At 63.0% G+C, this 18,953-nt stretch carries 18 protein-coding genes; 13 read left to right on the top strand and 5 right to left on the bottom strand.

Annotated features, from left to right (window positions below; all coding sequences use genetic code 11):
- Positions 1-44: 44 nt before the first annotated feature.
- The 5 genes from ACY34H_RS29010 (at position 45) to ACY34H_RS28990 (ending at position 4,229) form a co-directional block, all read left to right on the top strand.
- Entirely contained in the window at positions 45-1,508 is a 1,464-nt protein-coding gene (locus tag ACY34H_RS29010; RefSeq protein ID WP_464980883.1) for a catalase, read from the top strand.
- A gap of 108 nt (positions 1,509-1,616) precedes the next feature.
- The gene (locus ACY34H_RS29005) at positions 1,617-2,741 is read left to right on the top strand and encodes a M14 family metallopeptidase (RefSeq protein ID WP_464980882.1); all 1,125 of its coding nucleotides are present in this window, start codon (positions 1,617-1,619) and stop codon (positions 2,739-2,741) included.
- Positions 2,741-3,205: a CYTH domain-containing protein gene (locus ACY34H_RS29000; protein ID WP_464980881.1), complete on the top strand. Its 465-nt coding sequence runs from the start codon at positions 2,741-2,743 to the stop codon at positions 3,203-3,205. Before ACY34H_RS29005 ends, ACY34H_RS29000 begins: the two co-directional genes overlap by 1 nt.
- Positions 3,206-3,383: 178 nt before the next feature.
- Positions 3,384-3,842: a hypothetical protein gene (locus ACY34H_RS28995; protein WP_464980880.1), complete on the top strand. Its 459-nt coding sequence runs from the start codon at positions 3,384-3,386 to the stop codon at positions 3,840-3,842.
- 36 nt (positions 3,843-3,878) lie between these two features.
- Positions 3,879-4,229: a hypothetical protein gene (locus ACY34H_RS28990; RefSeq protein WP_464980879.1), complete on the top strand. Its 351-nt coding sequence runs from the start codon at positions 3,879-3,881 to the stop codon at positions 4,227-4,229.
- A gap of 63 nt (positions 4,230-4,292) precedes the next feature.
- On the opposite strand, the gene ACY34H_RS28985 is transcribed toward ACY34H_RS28990, so the two are convergent.
- Complete coding sequence (locus ACY34H_RS28985; protein WP_464980878.1) at positions 4,293-5,558, bottom strand: DUF2863 family protein; 1,266 nt, start codon at positions 5,556-5,558, stop codon at positions 4,293-4,295.
- Positions 5,559-5,731: 173 nt separating this feature from the next.
- On the opposite strand from ACY34H_RS28985, the gene ACY34H_RS28980 reads away from it, so the two are divergent.
- The 3 genes from ACY34H_RS28980 to ACY34H_RS28970 all read left to right on the top strand — a co-directional run bounded on the left by ACY34H_RS28980 (position 5,732) and on the right by ACY34H_RS28970 (position 8,535).
- Entirely contained in the window at positions 5,732-6,283 is a 552-nt protein-coding gene (locus tag ACY34H_RS28980) for a PAAR domain-containing protein (RefSeq protein WP_464980877.1), read from the top strand.
- On the top strand, positions 6,280-7,626 hold the full coding sequence (locus ACY34H_RS28975) for a hypothetical protein (protein WP_464980876.1): 1,347 nt from the start codon (positions 6,280-6,282) through the stop codon (positions 7,624-7,626). Before ACY34H_RS28980 ends, ACY34H_RS28975 begins: the two co-directional genes overlap by 4 nt.
- A gap of 81 nt (positions 7,627-7,707) precedes the next feature.
- Positions 7,708-8,535: a hypothetical protein gene (locus ACY34H_RS28970; protein ID WP_464980875.1), complete on the top strand. Its 828-nt coding sequence runs from the start codon at positions 7,708-7,710 to the stop codon at positions 8,533-8,535.
- 114 nt (positions 8,536-8,649) lie between these two features.
- Here ACY34H_RS28970 and acnA read toward each other — a convergent pair whose 3' ends face one another.
- The 4 genes from acnA to ACY34H_RS28950 all read right to left on the bottom strand — a co-directional run bounded on the left by acnA (position 8,650) and on the right by ACY34H_RS28950 (position 14,168).
- On the bottom strand, positions 8,650-11,361 hold the full coding sequence (gene acnA / locus ACY34H_RS28965) for an aconitate hydratase AcnA (RefSeq protein WP_464980874.1): 2,712 nt from the start codon (positions 11,359-11,361) through the stop codon (positions 8,650-8,652).
- Positions 11,362-11,476: 115 nt separating this feature from the next.
- The gene (locus ACY34H_RS28960) at positions 11,477-12,064 is read right to left on the bottom strand and encodes a hypothetical protein (protein ID WP_464980873.1); all 588 of its coding nucleotides are present in this window, start codon (positions 12,062-12,064) and stop codon (positions 11,477-11,479) included.
- A complete protein-coding gene (locus ACY34H_RS28955) occupies positions 12,064-13,077 on the bottom strand; it encodes an HpcH/HpaI aldolase/citrate lyase family protein (protein ID WP_464980872.1) in 1,014 nt (337 codons plus the stop codon). The genes ACY34H_RS28960 and ACY34H_RS28955 overlap by 1 nt, the downstream gene beginning before the upstream one ends.
- Positions 13,078-13,178: 101 nt before the next feature.
- On the bottom strand, positions 13,179-14,168 hold the full coding sequence (locus ACY34H_RS28950) for a malate dehydrogenase (RefSeq protein WP_464980871.1): 990 nt from the start codon (positions 14,166-14,168) through the stop codon (positions 13,179-13,181).
- Between the two features lie 324 nt (positions 14,169-14,492).
- On the opposite strand from ACY34H_RS28950, the gene ACY34H_RS28945 reads away from it, so the two are divergent.
- The 5 genes from ACY34H_RS28945 (at position 14,493) to ACY34H_RS28925 (ending at position 18,950) form a co-directional block, all read left to right on the top strand.
- The gene (locus tag ACY34H_RS28945) at positions 14,493-15,356 is read left to right on the top strand and encodes a GntR family transcriptional regulator (protein ID WP_464980870.1); all 864 of its coding nucleotides are present in this window, start codon (positions 14,493-14,495) and stop codon (positions 15,354-15,356) included.
- Between the two features lie 300 nt (positions 15,357-15,656).
- Positions 15,657-16,079 (top strand): succinate dehydrogenase, cytochrome b556 subunit, encoded by a 423-nt coding sequence (gene sdhC, locus ACY34H_RS28940; protein WP_137314048.1) that lies wholly within the window; start codon positions 15,657-15,659, stop codon positions 16,077-16,079.
- Positions 16,080-16,082: 3 nt separating this feature from the next.
- Positions 16,083-16,445: a succinate dehydrogenase, hydrophobic membrane anchor protein gene (gene sdhD, locus ACY34H_RS28935; protein ID WP_464977291.1), complete on the top strand. Its 363-nt coding sequence runs from the start codon at positions 16,083-16,085 to the stop codon at positions 16,443-16,445.
- Between the two features lie 3 nt (positions 16,446-16,448).
- The gene (gene sdhA / locus ACY34H_RS28930; protein WP_464977292.1) at positions 16,449-18,227 is read left to right on the top strand and encodes a succinate dehydrogenase flavoprotein subunit; all 1,779 of its coding nucleotides are present in this window, start codon (positions 16,449-16,451) and stop codon (positions 18,225-18,227) included.
- A 12-nt stretch (positions 18,228-18,239) separates the two neighbouring features.
- Complete coding sequence (locus ACY34H_RS28925) at positions 18,240-18,950, top strand: succinate dehydrogenase iron-sulfur subunit (RefSeq protein WP_130184894.1); 711 nt, start codon at positions 18,240-18,242, stop codon at positions 18,948-18,950.
- Positions 18,951-18,953: the final 3 nt, after the last annotated feature.

Raw genomic sequence — 18,953 nt, 5'->3', positions numbered from 1 at the left:
TGAACGTAAAATTTCCCCACGTTCACACCACTGAGGAGCCAGACATGAGCCAGCCGCCTATCACCACCGCATCGGGCATTCCCGTCGCCGACAACCAGAATTCGGCCAGCGCCGGCGCCCGTGGACCGCTGCTGCTGCAGGATTTCCACCTGATCGAAAAGCTGCAGCATTTCAACCGTGAGCGCATTCCGGAGCGCGTGGTGCACGCCAAGGGGTCGGGCGCTTATGGCAAGTTCACCGTCACGCACGACATCTCGCAATTCTCGAAGGCGAAACTGTTCTCGGCGATCGGCAAGGAAACCGAAACGTTCCTGCGCTTCTCGACCGTGGGCGGCGAAAAGGGCAGCGCCGATACCGAGCGCGATCCGCGCGGCTTCGCGGTGCGGTTCTATACCGAAGAAGGCAACTGGGACCTGGTCGGCAACAACACGCCCGTGTTCTTCCTGAAGGACGGCATCAAGTTCCCGGACTTCATCCACACGCAGAAGCGCGACCCGCAAACCAACCTGAAGTCGGCCACGATGATGTTCGACTTCTGGAGCAAGGCGCCGGAAAGCCTGCACCAGGTGACCACGCTGTTCTCCAGCCGCGGCACGCCGGACGGCTACCGCCACATGCACGGCTTCGGCAGCCACACGTACAGCCTGATCAACGATGCCGGCGAGCGTGTCTATGTGAAGTGGCACTTCCTGACGCAGCAGGGCATCAGGAACCTGAGCGCCGCCGATGCCACGCGCATTGCCGGCGAAGACCCGGATTACGCGCAGCGCGACCTGTTCAGCGCGATTGCCCGCGGCGACTTCCCGCGCTGGACCGTGTCGATCCAGGTGGCCACCGAAGCCGAGCTGGCGGCGTGGGAACAGCGCACCGGCTGGAACCCGTTCGACCTGACGAAGGTGTGGCCGCATGCCGACTTCCCGCTGCAGCAGGTGGGCGTGCTGGAACTGAACCGCAACCCGGTCAACTACCACGCCGAAGTGGAACAGGCGGCGCTGTCGCCATCGAACGTGGTGCCGGGCATGGGCTACTCGCCGGACAAGATGCTGCAGGCACGCCTGTTCGCCTACCACGATGCGCAGCTGTACCGCGTGGGCACGAATCACCAGTACCTGCCGGTGAATGCGCCGCGCTGCCCGGTGCACAACCAGCAGCGTGACGGCGCGATGGCCTTCACCAACGGCGGCGCCGAGCAGAATTACCACGCCGTGCAGGCTGGCGGTTCCGGCGTACGGGGCCTGGGCAACGGCGAACCGGCGCTGGTGCTGGACGGCGCGGCCGGGCTGTACGACCCGCGCGGCACGGACGACGACTACACGCAGGCCGGCAACCTGTTCCGCGTGCTGGACGCGGCCGAGCAGCAGAACCTGTTCGACAACCTGGCCGGGCCGCTGTCGCAGGTGTCCGACGAGATCATCGCCCGCCAGCTGGGGCATTTCGACAAGGCCGATGCCGCGTATGGCGCCGGCGTCCGGGCCGCGCTGAAGAAGAAGGGGCGTAACGTCGACTGAGGCATGCCTGCCTCATCAGGCAAAACGGGGCGGGCCGCGAGGTCCGCCTTTTGCGTTAACGCCGCAAACCAAGGACAATAACGCCATCCAAACCCAACGGATCCCCCGATGACCATCAAAATCAGTCAGAACTTCGACTCCGGCGCGATCGACGTCGTGAGCGCGGAGAACCCCGCCAGCATCGAACTGAAGCTGCGCAGCGATTCGCATGCCGACATCCACCAGTGGTTCCACTTCCGCGTGCAGGGCGCGCGCGGCAAGGGGCTCAACCTGCGCTTCCTGAACGCCGGCCAGGCAACCTATGCCAAGGGCTTCGAGGATTACAACGCGGTGGCCAGCTACGATGGCGAGAACTGGTTCCGCGTGCCGACTTCGTTCGACGGCGAAGTGATGACGATCCGCCATACGCCGGACCTGGACAGCGTGTACTACGCCTACTTCGAGCCCTACTCGTGGGAGCGCCACCTGCGCCTGCTGGGCGAGGTGGCGGAAAACCCGGTGGCGCGCGTGCTCGACCTGGGATCGTCGGTCGATGGCCGCGACATGAATCTCGTCGTTGTTGGCAACCCCGATGCGGAAAAGAAGATCTGGTTCATCGCCCGCCAGCATCCGGGCGAATCGATGGCCGAGTGGTTCATCGAAGGCCTGATCGATGCCTTGCTGGACGACGCCAACCCGATCGCCCGCAAGCTGCTGCAGCGTTGCGTGTTCTACATCGTGCCGAACATGAACCCGGACGGCTCGGTGCGCGGCAACCTGCGCACCAACGCGGCCGGTGCGAACCTGAACCGCGAATGGATGACGCCGACGCCCGAGCGCTCGCCGGAAGTGCTGTGCGTGAAGCAGAAGCTGCACGAGACGGGCGTCGACATGTTCTTCGACATCCATGGCGACGAGATGCTGCCGTATAACTTCGTGGCCGGCAACGAGATGCTGGAGACGTTTACGCCGCAGCAGGCCACGGCGCAGAAGGCGTTCATCGAGCGCTACAAGAACGCCAGCCCGGACTTCCAGGACGCCATCGGCTACCCGATCAGCAAGTACAAGGCGGACGTGCTGACCTTGGCCTCGAAATATGTCGGCCATCATTTCGGCTGCCTGTCGCTGACCCTGGAAATGCCGTTCAAGGACAATGCCGACCTGCCGGTACCGCAGGTGGGCTGGAACGGCGCACGCAGCGCAGCGCTGGGCGCCGCCATCCTGCAACCGATCCTTCTCTCGCTGGACGACTGATGGGCATCGAGATCGAACGCAAGTTCCTGGTACGGGGCGACGGCTGGCTGAAGGAGGGCGAGCCGGTGCTGCTGCGCCAGGGTTACCTGTCGTCGCACCCGGAGCGCGTGGTGCGCGTGCGCATCGAGGGCGACCATGCCGTGATGACGATCAAGAGCAAGGCGGTGGGCGTCTCGCGCGGCGAGTGGGAGTACCCGCTGCCGATGGCCGACGCCGCCGAGTTCCTCGACCGGCTGTGCGAGCAGCCGATCATCGAGAAGTACCGGCGCCGCATTCCCCACGCGGGCTTCGTGTGGGAAGTCGATGAGTTCCTGGGCGTGAACGCCGGGCTGGTGGTGGCGGAAATCGAACTGCCGGCGGAGGATACGGTATTCGACAAGCCGGAGTGGGCGGGCGAAGAAGTCACGCACGACAAGCGCTACCTGAACTCGAACCTGATCGGCCATCCTTACTCTGCGTGGTGACAGGCGTCCGGTCGCCAGCGCCCTGGTGCGGCGGGTTTTACTGTCGAGACAGGTAGGAGCCTTCCGACCGTGAGACGGTGCGGGCTCCGATGCTGCGCGCGTGGCGAACCCGCTAATCTGTGCATCCACGGTCTCCAATGACCGTTCCCACAGATCGGATCCCAACAGGAGCTATACCATGCGCAAAACCCTGATCGCAGCAGTTCTTGCAACGATGGCAACCGTCGCTTACGCACAGAGCGGCACGAGTGGCAGCACGTCCACCGACCCGCAACGCACGTCCGGCGCCTCGTCGAACAGCGCCACGTCCGGCAGCGGCTCGTCGGACCAGCAGTCCAACAAGAAATCCAAGCGCAGCAAGTCCGGGTCCAACTCGGGTTCGCAGCAAAGCGGCTCCTCGGGTAGTTCGTCCGGCGGCATGACGGGCGGCACCTCGGGCGGCACGTCGGGCGGCACCTCGGGCAGCGGTGCTTCGGGCACGTCGGGCTCCGGCACCTCGTCCGGCACGGGCGGCACGTCGGGCACGGGTGGTTCGTCCGGCACGTCGGGCACTGGCGGTACGTCCGGTACCGGTGGGACGTCCGGCACTGGTGGAACGTCCGGTACCAGCGGCGGCACCACCGGTTCGAACCGCTGACGCCGTGCAGCGCCGGCTGGCAGACCAGGAGGCACCATGCGACAGCACTTCTTCATGACAGGACTTTGCATTGCCGCGCTGGCCGGGTCCGCGCACGCGCAGTCGACAGTTGGCGATGCGCTGAAGAACAAGCCCGGCAGCGTGGGCTTGCAGGATGCCGATGCCAACAGCAGTGCGGCCAGCCGCAAGGCCGCCACCACGGCGCCGAAAACCAGCGACAAGGTGCGTCCGGTGCCAGGCAGGGAACCGGCGCCGCTGGGCAGCACGGCCAACCGGGCAGGGCGGGACAAGGCCGCGCCGGACGATACTTCCGGCCACGGCACGCAGCGCACCGACAGCCGCAAGTCCAGCAACGGCAAGGATACGAGCGGCAACAGCAATCTGTGATGCCGCTTGCCGGCGAAAAAAAAACCTCGCATGCAGCGAGGTTTTTTTTCGTCCGATCCCTGATCAGTGGAAGTGCTCGGTGCCGGCCGGCGCATCCTCCGGCATCTCGGCATGAACCAGCTCGCCGGCCGGGTCGGCGAACAGCGGCGCGCCGCAGTCGTCGCAGTACTCGGCCACGTAGCGTTCCGACAGCTTCTTGACGACGGTGACGCCGGCTTCGCTCAGGTGCTCGACGATTTCCTCGACGGGCGTGCGCGGCTGCAGCAGGTTGGCCAGGCCGCCGGCCAGCGGGCCTTCCGGTGGCGTGCCTTCCTCGTCTTCCTGGCCGTACAGCGGCCAGACGACGCCGTAGACCACATCGGTATCGGCGCGGCGCGTGAAGGCGACGCGGTATTCGTCCACCTGGTTATCCGCCGATTCCTCGCCGAAGCCGGCGATCACCGCGCGCAGGTCGGCGGGTTCGCAGGCCAGCGTATGGGTCAGGTAATGCACGGCGGCGCGGATCGACACCGGGCGGATCAGTTTATCCGCTTCGCGGCAGGCCATGTAATACGCTTCCGGCAGCAGCAGTTCGATGCCGCAGCCCGGCAGCAGGCGCGCCACGGTGGGCGTTGCCTGGGTGCGCCACGCTTCCAGCGCACCGCGCCGCTCGTCCGCCTGGTGCAGGTGGGCACCCGGCATCTGCCAGCGGAACAGCGGGCCGCCGGCCGGCGCGACGATGGCGGCGATCAGGTAGCGCGTATCGGCCAGGAACGGCGCCGTTTCCGGCGATTTCACATCGGTCTTGACGGCCACGCCCTTCACGGCGGCCTGGGCCAGCTTGTGCATCTTGGCGTAGGTTTCCGCATGGGTGCGCGGCAGCTGGTCGATCGAGAACAGGTTCGAGGCCATTGCCAGCTTCGTGCCGTCGGCCAGCAGGTGGGCGGAGAAGTGGGCGGACAGCGTGTTCAGCACATCGGCCGGGATGGCGCCGGAGGCGATCGAATAGCGGGTCCACGCCAGGATCGGCGCGGCGACCAGCAGCACGTCGTACTGCACCGGCTCGCCGTCGGTCTCGACGGTGATGGTGGCCGATTCGCTGACGGCTTCCACGCTGTCCATCAGCACGTCGTAGGCGGTCAGGTCGGCGGCGAACAGGCTGTTCAGGGCGGCATCGACGGTGTCCTGGTGGCTCGTCTTGAGCAGTTTCGTCAATTGCACGTCCAGCGCGCGCTCCCAGCTGCGCTCTTCGAGACGGCTGCCTGCCTGGCCGACGGCCTGGGCAAGGGTGGAAAGGCGCTGGCTGTCGGCAGACAATTTGGTAGATGAATCTTTGGATGGGCGACGCATGGCGCTAACGATCTCGGTAGTGGTGAATAACTTATCAGACGTATTGTAGTTGATTCGGCAAGGATGGGCGGCGGAATGCAAAACGGTGCATCTGGCTGAATGGTTTGATCTTGATCAAGCCTGCGTCAGCACCGTGATCTACATTGGACTTCCATCAAGAAGCGGGGGCCACGATGACAAAACGCGCAGTGATTTGCAAGGGTGACCCAACTTCGCATGGCAGGCGTGTCCTGGAAGGAAGCGCCACTGCCAGCGCGAATGGCCGTGCCATCGCACTGAAGGGGCACATGACATTTTGCCCGCTCTGCAAGGGTGAATTTCCCATCACGGAGGGCTTGGATTTCCATACCTTCTTCGGCAAGGGTACGGCACTGGATGGAATGAAAACGGGCTGTGGTGCGACGCTGATTGCGACCACGACCAAAGGCTTTATGGAAGTCGATGACGGGGGCAAATCGGAAGACGGAACCCGCACGTCGATGAGGGCGGGAGCGGTTGCGGAAGACCAGTCCCACTCCGGTACCTTCCAAGCCATCGATAAGCGAACCATGCTACCCGTTCAGGGCATGCCGTACCGGCTCGAATTTCCAGATGGTTCGGTGCGGCAAGGCGTGACGGACGCTGCGGGCTATACCGAACGCGTGACCAGTCACGATCCCGCAAAAGTTAATTTGTATTGGGAAACCACCGTCGCTCCCCACGACCAGCCGGATCCGGAGCCATGAGTGCACCCGACGCGAGCTGCACATTGAGCACGGCCGGGCAGACTACCCAAGTGCCAATAGAATCAAAATGCAAGGTTGTTTATAGATTCGACACCAAGAAAACTACCAAGGACTTGCGTTTGCCGTTCGTCGTCGCGGTTGACGGGAAGACTCTGTCCTCTTATGCCTCCCAGCCTGGAGTGCTTGGTCCCAGCAGGCAGATCGAACTGTGGGCCGAAAGCGGTAGCCGAGTAGCCCTGTTTCTCAATAGTGATGCGCATCCGCGACATAGAATGCAGCCAGTCTATGAGGTACGGGTTGGCACGAAGGATGTGCACGTAAACATTCTTGAGGTCACGGGCCGTAATATCGGCCACCTTCGCCCAAGTGTCGGCTCGCCGGTATGCCGTCCATCCGATGTGCCGGGCAAATATATCGAATCGTATGAGGCGCACCTCACTGGCGATATCTGGATGATGATCTCGCACCTCTATACCGAGGCAGAAGCCGACGAGTTGATGACTGAGAATACTCCCCCGGCTATTCGCAGTGCCGTGCGCAGTATTTATCGCGGCTTGTCCAGCCCATTGCTGACGGTGGACATTCCTCAAGAGGATTCTGATCGAAAACAGCGGATTTCCCTGCGCTTCATGGACGAGATGCAAAACAATGCCCGAGCGAACACGACATCGTGTTCCTGGTTAAGCGGTGTTCTACCCAGGTGCCATCCATTTGCATATGCTGCCTTGCTGGTTGAGGCAGCCGCTGCAGGTGTTACTGACGTACGTGTTACTTCCGGCTGGAGACCAATGCTTGGCTCCATAGCGCACAGGGCTGGGGTGGGGCTCGATATCAATTATGCGGAAGGAGCCACTGGAGGTGTACCACTCAACCGTGCGGCGTTGACAAAGCCGGGTGCGCCCAGAAATGGTCAGGTCAGCAAGGAGGAGGAAGAGCTATACGCCGATTACATGAAGGCACGCAATGAGACCGTGACAATTGACGCATCCTTGGCTAGACACCGTAAGCTGCTTGCCGTGAGCAGGGATGAGCAGGAGAAGGCGAGGCTGCGGCAGGAGATGGCCGCCCTTCAGGCGAAACGCGATGACAGCAAGGCGATGGAAGCGAAGGCTGGCAAAGCCTGGGAGGACGCTTTAGCACGGCGTCAACCCGGTATTATCCATACTCTGCGTGAAAGGCTGGGCAAGAACCCTGCGGTCAAACAGTTGTTCGACCCATGGTACATGGACGCAAATACACGGGATTCAAACCCGCCGGAACCTAATCCACAGATCACAGCAAACGAGCGGCTGCACAATAACCATCTGCACATCACGATTTACGAACCCTGGATATCGGGATGAGGGGCCGTTTTGCCTGCAGCAGATCGGCTGTCCAAAATCGCTCAGGCGCCTGGTGCTAAGAATGGAACTGCGATGAGATCAATGCTGATCGGCTTATTGATCACCACTCAAGTCTGCATGGCCACAAAAGCTGCCGCGCCGAACGTCTCGAACTATGTATTTGTCGAGATTGGTGGCAAGGCTATACCGCTTGCGTCGGTAAAACATGGGCGTTTCGAGATGTTTTCTGTAGTCGGTTCAGCAGTTGGTTCTGAATTCGAACGAGCCAATGGCAGGGGTGGATTCCTGGGTGTGAAAACGTACGGTTACCGTGGCGGCCAGTTTATCGGGCCGAGCAGTGTGATCGGAGTCCTGGCTTCAGAGGGCGAGGGAGAGTCGGACGCAGTTCTCATTGCTGCACCCGACGGTAGCTCACTGGGGGCGGCACGTACTTTCACAACCCAGCCGTTAAAGAGCTCAGTACGCATCCCTCCGCGGGAAGCCAATGCGAGTGAAGTACAGAATGCACTGGACATGGTTCGCAACATCTTGAGGAGCCGGCAAGTGCCGCAAAGCGCGTGGCCGAGAATTATTAAATCCACGCGCATCAAACCGGTGCAAGTATCGACCGATATGGAGATACTGGTCATCAGAACACCCGCCATCGAAATCGGCGAAAAGGCGCTTGACTTCTTTTTGATTGCGGAAAGGAAAGGCACTGAGTATCGCCTTAAGATGAGCCGTTTGCATTGGGGGGGGCTGACGTGTAAGCAGGATTTCGATCTGTTCGATCATGCCGATCTCGATTCCGATGGAACCGACGAGCTGATTTATTCGGTCTACGGGTGGGAGTGGTGGCGCTATTGGATTATCCATCGCCAGAATGGCCGTTGGGAGATTGTCAACCGGATGGACGAACAGGAGTGCTGAAGCATTCGGGCACAACTACTCCTCAAAGCAGGGCTTGCCGATCGCCGCACAGCTCTATTTTAGGGCGAAAAAACGCCGGGCGAAGCCGGCGTTCTTGGGCGGAGCGGCGGGTGCTTACGCAGCCAGCAGCTGGCGCAGCACGAACGGCAGGATGCCGCCATGCTTGTAGTAGTCGACTTCGATCGGCGTGTCGATGCGCAGCAGCACGGTGACTTCCTGCTTCGAGCCGTCTTCGCGGTGGATCACCAGGGTGGCCAGTTGCTGCGGCTTGATCTCGCCTTCCAGGCCGAGCAGGTCGTAGGTTTCCTTGCCGGTGATGCCCAGCGTTTCCACGCTGTCGGTGCCGATGAACTGCAGCGGCAGCACGCCCATGCCCACCAGGTTCGAGCGGTGGATACGTTCGAACGAACGAACGATCACGGCCTTCACGCCCAGCAGCTGCGTGCCTTTCGCCGCCCAGTCGCGCGACGAGCCGGTGCCGTATTCTTCACCGCCGAAGATCATGGTCGGGGTGCCGGCGGCCACGTACTTCATGGCTGCGTCGTAGATCGACAGCTGTTCGCCGGACGGCTGGTGCAGCGTGATGCCGCCTTCCACGGCGGAACCGTCGGCTTTCGGCGGGATCATCCGGTTCTTGATCCGTACGTTGGCGAAGGTGCCGCGCATCATGATTTCATGGTTGCCGCGGCGCGAGCCGTACGAGTTGAAATCGGCCTTCATCACGCCGTTTTCCTTCAGCCACTTGCCGGCAGGGCCGTCTTCCTTGATCGAACCGGCCGGGGAGATGTGGTCGGTGGTGATCGAGTCGCCGAACACGCCCAGCGCGCGCGCGCCGGTGATGTTGGCGTTGTCGGAGACCGGCGGCGTCATTTCGAAGTTCTCGAAGAACGGCGGCTCGGCGATGTAGGTCGAGTCAGGCCAGTTGTAGACCTGGCCTTCCACGGACGACACGGCTTCCCACAGCTTGCCCGGGTTGCTCTTCACTTGAGCGTAGTTGGCCTTGAACACTTCCGAGTTCATCGCGAACTTCATCAGTGCCTCGATCTCGGCCGAGGTCGGCCAGATGTCGCCCAGGTACACGTCGCGGCCATTGCTGCCCTTGCCGACCGGTTCCGTCATCAGGTCGCGCGTCACGTTGCCGGCGATCGCGTAGGCGACGACCAGCGGCGGCGAGGCCAGGAAGTTGGCACGGATGTTCGGGTGGATACGCGCTTCGAAGTTGCGGTTACCGGACAGCACGGCCGCGGCCACGATGTCGTTGCTGGTGATCGCCGCGTTCAGTTCCGGCGTCAGGTCGCCCGCGTTGCCGATGCAGGTGGTGCAGCCGTAGGCGGTCACGCCGAAGCCCAGCTTGTCCAGGTACGGCAGCAGGCCGGCCGCTTCCAGGTACTCCGTGACGACGCGCGAGCCGGGGGCCAGGGACGACTTGATGTGCGGTGCCACGGTCAGGCCGGCTTCGACGGCTTTCTTCGCCAGCAGGCCGGCGGCCAGCAGCACGCTCGGGTTCGACGTGTTGGTGCACGAGGTGATCGCGGCGATCAGGATGTCGCCGTTCTTAACCTGCACGCCGTTGGTGGTTTCGTAGGCGGTGGTCAGGTCGGCCGGGTTCTTGTTGAAGCCGTTCTGCGTGGTCGGCTTGGAGAACAGGTCGGTGAAGGTGGACTTCACGTTGCCGATTTCGATACGGTCCTGCGGGCGCTTCGGACCGGCCAGCGACGGCGTCACCGTCGACAGGTCCAGGTTCACCTCGCGGGTGAAATCGAGTTCGCCGGCCTTGGCCACGCCGTACATGCCCTGCGCCTTGAAGTAGGCCTGGAACGCGGCGATTTCTTCTTCGGTGCGGCCGGTGCCCTGGAAGTATTCGATGGTCTTGTCGTCGACCGGGAAGAAGCCCATCGTGGCGCCGTATTCCGGTGCCATGTTGCCGATGGTGGCGCGGTCCGTCACGGACAGCGACTCGGTGCCTTCGCCGAAGAACTCGACGAACTTGCCGACGACTTTTTCCTTGCGCAGCAGTTCGGTGATGGTCAGCACCAGGTCGGTCGCGGTGCAGCCTTCGCGCAGGCGGCCGGTCAGGTTCACGCCGATGACGTCCGGCGTCAGGAAGTACACCGGCTGGCCCAGCATGCCGGCTTCCGCCTCGATGCCGCCCACGCCCCAGCCCACCACGCCGATACCGTTGATCATCGTGGTGTGCGAGTCGGTACCCACCAGCGAATCCGGGTAGTACACGCCGTTGTTGTTATGGACGCCGCGCGCCAGGTATTCCAGGTTGACCTGGTGGACGATGCCGAAGCCCGGCGGCACAACGCCGAACGTGTCGAAAGCCTGCATGCCCCACTTCATGAACTGGTAGCGCTCGTTGTTGCGCGAGAATTCCAGCTTCATGTTCAGGTCCAGCGCGCCCGGCTCGCGGAAATGGTCGATCGTGACCGAGTGGTCGACGACCAGGTCGACCGGCACCAGCGGCTCGATCTTCTTCGGGTTGGCGCCCTGCTTGTAGGCGACGTTGCGCATCGCGGCCAGGTCGGCCAGCAGCGGCACGCCGGTGAAGTCCTGCAGCACCACGCGGGCGACGACGAACGGGATCTCGTCCGTGCGCTCGGCGGTGGCGCCCCAGTTGGCCAGCTGCTTGACGTGTTCTTCGGTGACCTTCTTGCCGTCGCAGTTACGCAGGACGGATTCGAGCACCACGCGGATCGACACCGGCAGACGGGAGATCTTGGCGCCCAGGGCCTTTTCCAGCGCGGGCAGGGAGTACAGCTTGCCCTTGGTTTTGCCGGAAATCGGGAAATCCTTGAGCGTGTTGAATGTGTTGCTAGACATAACCTCTCCTTCAGGTGGGTGTCATTTATTGATCGAGGGTACTGCGCGAGGGTACTGCGTATCTTTGCGACGACATATAAAGCCCCATTGCTACGGCTTCATGACGGCGGCGCGACTACATGTGTGCTTGCGGTGCCGCCGGTGCCGCCGGCTGCGGTTGCTGCGCCGCCGAGGTGGTCGGCGCCGCCGCTTCGATGGCGGGCGGCGCTTCCACCGGCTTCAACTGCTCGGCATTGCGGCATTCGTTGGCCAGCTGGCGGTTCTTCTTTGAATCGAGCAGCATGCCCTTGGCGGGAATGCCGATCCAGATCAGGCCGTGGAACTTGTTTTCGAAGCGCTGCGCGCCGGTGGTGGTGGCCACGCGCGTCAGGCGGTGCAGGCGCTTTTTCCAGCGCAGCGCGACGTGGCTTTCGTCGCCGGCATTCTGGTAGATCGTGATCTTGTTGCCCAGTTCGCAGTCGTAGTCGACCACGTTGGAGCCCAGTTCGGTGGGCTCGTCGGCTTCGGGATCGGGTACCGCCGGTGCCACCGGCGCCGGCGTCGTTTTCGCCTTGGCGGCGGATTTTGCTTGCCTCGCCTTGGCGGCCGGCTTTTTCTTCGCCTCCGCTTTCGGCTTCGCGGTCTCGACGGCGGCATGGGCGGCCGGCGCGCCGGCCAGCGCGCACGCGGCGGCGCAGGCGGCGATGAACTTGAGAATGGACATTACGTGTTTTCCGTTGCGTTGGGTTGCGTTCCAGGCAAGGGCGCCAGCAGATTGGCGGCCGCTTCCGGCAGGTTCAGGCCGGCCAGCTTGGCCCGCTGCAGTATCGTCCAATAGTAGCGATAGCTCGCGCGGTCGTGCAAGCGGCCATGCTGGCTGATCGGGCCCCAGTTCGCCTTGGCCGCTTCCTGCAGGATCGCCGCCGCTTCGTTCACTTCCGACAGCCGCGGCGCGAAGGCCTTGACGACCGGCTTGATCTGGCTGGGGTGGATGCTCCACATGCGCGTGTAGCCGAATTCGGCCAGCGCGCGCTGCGCATCGTTGGCCACCACGGCGGAATCCTTGATGTCGGTGGTGACGTTGTGCGACGGTACCTTGCCGTGGGCATGGCAGGCGGCCGCGATCTCCAGCTTGGCGCGCACCACCAGCGGATGCACGAACTGGTTCGGCGTGCGCATCGCGTTGGCGGGAATCGCGCCATAGTGGCTGGAGACGAAGTCCATGATGCCGAACGACAGGCACTCGACCTGGGGCAGGGCGGCGATCGCGAACACGCCGCGCAGCGCGCCATGGGTTTCGATCAGCACGTGCACCGGAAGATTGTTCCGGCCGGCCTTGACGGCGTGGCTGTTGACGACGTCGATGGCCTTCATTACGTCCTGCACGCTGTCCGGCTTCGGCAGCACGAGATAGGCCAGCCGGGCGGCCGCCGCGCCGACGACGATCTCGACATCGCGGGCGAAGTGCGGGCTCGACACGTCGTGCACGCGCACGCCGATGCGGTTGAATTTGTTGTCGGCTGAGTTGACCAGCTCGGCGACGAGGCGCGCATGCGCCTCCTCGTTGCCGGCGGCTGCGCCGTCCTCGCAGTCGAACGTGATGTCGAACACGGGGCCAAGCTCTTGTTGCAGGGCCATCGATTTGCGCATCAGCTTTTCGGAGCCGGCGTAATGATCGCAGGCTGGCAGCATCAGCGGCTGGCGTTCGCCCTGGAATAAGACCTCGGATGGATGCATCGTGGATGTTCCGGATGAAGCGGCCGCCGCGCGGCCTGGAAGGGCGGCGCGGCGACCGGTGTGGAGCGGCGAATTGTCGACCGGGTCCACGGGGGAGAAGATTACGGCAGCAGGTGCTTCACGCCTTCACGCTCTTCGGTCAGTTCCTTCAGCGTGAGGTTGATGCGTTCCTGGGAGAATTCGTCGATTTCCAGGCCCTGCACGATCGTGTATTCGCCGTTCTCGGTGGTGACCGGGAAGCCGAACATCGTGCCTTCGGGGATGCCGTAGGAACCGTCGGACGGCACGCCCATCGTGGTCCACTTGCCGTTGGTGCCCAGCACCCAGTCACGCACGTGGTCGATGGCCGCGTTGGCTGCCGACGCCGCCGAGGACAGGCCGCGCGCTTCGATGATCGCCGCGCCGCGCTTGCCGACGGTCGGCAGGAAGGTGTTGGCGTTCCATTCCTGGTCGTTGATCAGGTCTTTCACGGATTCGCCATTGACGGTGGCGAAGCGGTAATCGGCGTACATCGTCGGCGAGTGGTTGCCCCACACGGTCAGCTTTTCGATGTCCTTGACCTGCTTGCCGGTCTTCTGTGCCACTTGCGACAGCGCGCGGTTGTGGTCCAGGCGCAGCATGGCGGTGAAGTTCTTGGCCGGCAGGTTCGGTGCCGATTTCATCGCGATGTAGGCATTGGTGTTGGCCGGGTTGCCGACCACCAGCACTTTCACGTTGCGCGAAGCGACGGCGTCCAGCGCCTTGCCCTGCACCGTGAAGATCTGCGCGTTGGCTTCCAGCAGGTCCTTGCGTTCCATGCCCGGGCCACGCGGACGGGCGCCAACCAGCAGGGCCACGTCGACATCCTTGAAGGCGGTCATCGGGTCGGAATGCGCGGTCATGCCGGCCAGCAGCGGGAATGCGCAGTCGTCGATTTCCATCATGACGCCCTTCAGCGCCTTCTGTGCCTTTTCGTTGTCGATCTCGAGCAGTTGCAGGATGACCGGCTGGTCCTTGCCCAGCATGTCGCCGTTGGCGATGCGGAACAGCAGGGAATAGCCGATCTGGCCGGCGGCGCCGGTAACGGCAACACGCAGTGGGGTTTTAGCCATGATGAATCTCCATTGTGGAATAAAGAAGCTTGACGGACCTGGAGTGCAGGACCTGTACCGGCGTCGCGCCCGGAGGCGGCGCGCTGGTAAAACTGCAATGATACCAAATTCGCCCTGTGCAAAGGCTCAGCCTTGCGGGGTATTTCCGTACCTCCGATGCCATCCTGTGCTGTGCGCCGTCGGAGCGTCGCCAGGAATAACATCGACGGCGAGTGTAGGCTGCATGCTGATATCTGTCAATGCTATCTTATGTCTTATATAAGACATATAACTTAGTCGGTTATTACTGGACGGACAGTGCCTTTTGTGGTGAAATCGCGGTCTATGAATCCTGTCACGCCCAACCAGACCAGCCCAGGCAGCAGTGCGAACGCGCCGGCTGCGCCGAGCGCGGGCGCGACCGCTCCCGCCACGCAGACAGGGGGCGCCACGCAGGCAAGCGCGCACGTTTCCGCTGCCGTGCCCACCCCCGCTCCCACTTTTTCTCCGCTGTACCAGCAGATCAAGGCGCTGATCACGCAAAGCCTGCAGTCGGGCGAGTGGAAACCGGGCGAAATGATCCCCAGCGAAGTGGAACTGGCGAACCGCTACAAGGTCAGCCAGGGCACCGTGCGCAAGGCGATCGACGAGCTGGCGGCCGACAACCTGGTGATGCGCCGGCAGGGCAAGGGCACGTTCGTGTCCACCCACCACGAAGCGCGCGCCCACATCCGTTTCCTGCGGCTGCGGCCGGACGAAGGGCAGCCGCATTATCCCGAAAGCCGTTTCCTGGAAGTGAAGCGCCTGCGCGCACCGGCGGACGTTGCGCGCCTGCTGGACCTGAAGTCCGGCGACGCCACCGTCTATATCAAACGGGTGCAGTCGTTCGACGGCGTGCCCACGATCGTCGAGGAACTGTGGCTGCCCGGCCTGCTGTTCAAGGGGCTGACGGCCGAGAGGCTGTCCGAATACAAGGGGCCGATGTACGGCCTGTTCGAATCCGAGTTCGGCACGCGGATGATCCGCGCCGACGAAAAAGTGCGCGCCGTGCTGGCCAGCGCGGAAGATGCGGCACTGCTCCATGTGGAGGGCGGCACGCCCCTGCTGTCGGCGGAGCGGGTGTCGTTCACCTATGGCGACAAGCCGGTCGAACTGCGCCGCGGCCTGTACCTGACGAGCCGCCACCACTACCAGAACGACCTGAATTAGCGGTATTGCCCCGAAAATCCTTGGCTAGCGGAAACGAAGGGAGCGGTGCAACATAAATTTTTATATGTGTAAGAATAGATGTTGGTCGTTGCGGGGAAATGGGCGAGAATCGCGGCGCAGCATCGAAGTTTCATCGCGTTGTTGCATGTAGCCGACAAGTTGGCGGCAGATGCGATGTAACGGCGTTGCGGGCACGCCGCAAGCAGCTCGCGCTCATGCCCGTGCGAGCACCGGACCAGAAGCTACCCGAGTAGCCACATAAGTCAATAAATCAAAAGCAGTACACAAGGGAGGTAAGCCATGTCTGAAGCCATCAAGGACCCCCGGCGCAAGCCGCGGCGGGAATACCGCAACATCCACATCGGTGAACTGGGCCAATACCGCATGCCGCTGTCGGCCATCGTGTCGATCCTGCACCGTATCAGCGGCATGCTGCTGTTCGTGCTGCTGCCGTTCATCCTGTACCTGCTGCAGGAAAGCATCCGCTCCGAGATCTCGTTTGCCCACTTCCAGGGCATCGCCTCGCATCCGTTCAGCAAGCTGGTCATCCTGGCCCTGGTGTGGGGCTACATGCACCACTTCTGCGCCGGCATCCGCCACCTGGTGATGGACACCCACGTTGGCCTGGACAAGGATTCGGCCCGCAAGACGTCGGTCGCCGTGCTGGTCATCAGCCTGGCCGTGACCTTCCTGGTTGCCCTGAAACTGTTCGGAGTGTTCTAAGCCATGAAAAACAATATCGGACCGAAGCGCCTCGTCGTGGGCGCCCACTACGGCCTGGGCGAGTTCCTGGCGCAGCGCGCCACCGCGATCGTGATGGTGGTGTACACCGTCGTCCTGTTGCTGGCTTTCCTCACCGGCAGCAATTTCTCCTATGAAGGCTGGGCCGGCCTGTTCGCCCAGACCTGGTTCAAGCTGTTCACGCTGGCCACCCTGATCGGCCTGTTCTATCACGCCTGGGTCGGCGTCGTCAGCGTCTACCAGGACTACATCAAGAACGTCGGTGTTCGCTTCCTCATTCAAACCGCGTCGGCCATGTGGCTGATCGCGTGCGCCGTGTGGTCGGTGCAGATACTCTGGAGTGTGTAAATCGTGGCAGCAATCAAATCCTCCATTCCCGTACGCCGCTTCGACGCGGTGATCGTCGGCGCCGGCGGCTCCGGCATGCGCGCTTCCCTGCAACTGGCCGAAGCGGGCCTGAACGTGGCCGTGCTGTCGAAGGTCTTCCCGACCCGTTCGCACACCGTCGCCGCACAGGGCGGCATCGGCGCCTCGCTGGGCAACATGGCCGAAGACAGCTGGTTCTGGCACATGTTCGACACCGTCAAGGGCGGCGACTACCTGGGCGACCAGGACGCGATCGAATTCATGTGCCGCGAAGCACCGAAGGTCGTGTATGAACTCGAACACTTCGGCATGCCGTTCGACCGCAATCCGGACGGCACGATCTACCAGCGTCCGTTCGGCGGCCACACGGCCAATTTCGGCGAGAAGGCCGTGCAGCGCGCCTGCGCCGCGGCCGACCGTACCGGCCACGCGCTGCTGCACACGCTGTACCAGCGCAATGTGCGCGCCCGCACCCACTTCTTCGTCGAATGGATGGCGCTGGACCTGATCCGCGACGCCGAAGGCGACGTGATCGGCGTCGTGGCGCTGGAAATGGAAACCGGCGACGTGATGATCCTGCAGGCGAAGACGACGATCTTCGCCACCGGCGGTGCCGGCCGCATCTTCGCCGCATCGACCAACGCGTTCATCAACACCGGCGACGGCATGGGCATGGCGGCACGCGCCGGCCTGCCGCTGCAGGACATGGAGTTCTGGCAGTTCCACCCGACCGGCGTGGCCGGCGCGGGCGTCCTGATCACCGAAGGCGTGCGCGGCGAAGGCGGCATCCTGATCAACTCGCAGGGCGAGCGCTTCATGGAGCGCTATGCGCCGACGCTGAAAGACCTGGCGCCGCGCGACTTCGTGTCGCGCTCGATGGACCAGGAAATCAAGGAAGGCCGCGGCGTGGGCCCGAACAAGGACCACGTGCTGCTCGACCTGCGCCACATCGGCAAGGAAACCATCGAGAAGCGCCTGCCGTCGATCCTGGAGATCGGCCACAAGTTCGCCAACGTCGATGCAACGAAAGAGCCGATCCCGGTGGTGCCGACGATCCACTACCAGATGGGCGGCATCCCGACCAACATCCACGGCCAGGTCGTGGCACCGTCGGCCGATGGCGGCCAGAAGATCGTGAACGGCCTGTACGCGATCGGCGAATGCGCCTGCGTCTCCGTGCACGGCGCGAACCGCCTGGGCACGAACTCGCTGCTCGACCTGGTGGTGTTCGGCCGCGCGGCCGGCAACCACGTGGTGGCATCGAACCTGAAGCAGAAGGAACACAAGGACCTGCCGAAGGACGCGTCGGACTACGCGATGGACCGCCTGAACCGCCTGGAAACCTCGACCGGTTCGGAAAAGGTGCAGGGCGTGGCCAACGACATCCGCGCCACGATGCAGAAGTACTGCGGCGTGTTCCGTACCGACGACCTGCTGAAGGCCGGCTTCGACGAGATCATGAAGCTCGACGAGCGCCGCAAGCATGTGTCGTTCAAGGACAAGTCGAAGGTGTTCAACACCGCCCGCGTCGAAGCGCTGGAACTGGACAACCTGATCGAGACGGCCAAGGCAACCATCACGTCGGCCGTCGCCCGCAAGGAATCGCGCGGCGCGCACGCGCACAGCGATTTCCCGAACCGCGACGACGACAACTGGATGAAGCACACGCTGTGGTTCTCCGAAGGCAACCGCCTGGAGTACAAGCCTGTCGTCACCAAGCCGCTGACGGTGGAAACCTTCAAGCCCAAAGCACGCACTTTCTAAGGTAGCAAGAACATGGCACGTACTCTCAAATTCAAGATTTACCGCTACGATCCGGACAAGGATGCCAAGCCTTACATGCAGGACCTGACGGTCGAGCTGAAGGACACCGACAAGATGCTGCTGGACGCGCTGCAGCGCATCAAGTCCGACGTGGACGATTCGCTGGCCCTGCGCCGCTCGTGCCGCGAAGGCGTGTGCGGTTCGGACGCGATGAACGTCAACGGCAAGAACCGCCTGGCGTGCACGACGAACCTGAACGAACTGAGCGAACCGATCATCCTGCGCCCACTGCCGGGCCTGCCGGTGATCCGCGACCTGATCGTCGACATGACGCAGTTCTTCAAGCAGTATGAATCGATCAAGCCGTTCCTGATCAACGATTCGATCCCGCCGGAGAAGGAACGCCTGCAGACGCCGGCCGAGCGCGAGGAACTCGACGGCCTGTACGAATGCATCCTGTGCGCGTGCTGTTCGACGTCGTGCCCGTCGTTCTGGTGGAATCCGGACAAGTTCGTCGGCCCGGCCGGCCTGCTGCAGGCTTATCGCTTCATCGCCGACTCGCGCGACGAAGCCACCGGCCAGCGCCTGGACAACCTGGAAGACCCGTACCGCCTGTTCCGCTGCCACTCGATCATGAACTGCGTGGACGTTTGCCCGAAGGGCCTGAACCCGAACAAGGCGATCGGCAAGATCAAGGAACTGATGGTGCGCCGCGCCATCTGAGCC

Source organism: Pseudoduganella sp. jia 9, from assembly GCF_055502615.1.
The sequence above is the reverse complement of the archived record's forward strand: the minus strand, read 5'-3'. Positions and strand labels throughout refer to the sequence as shown.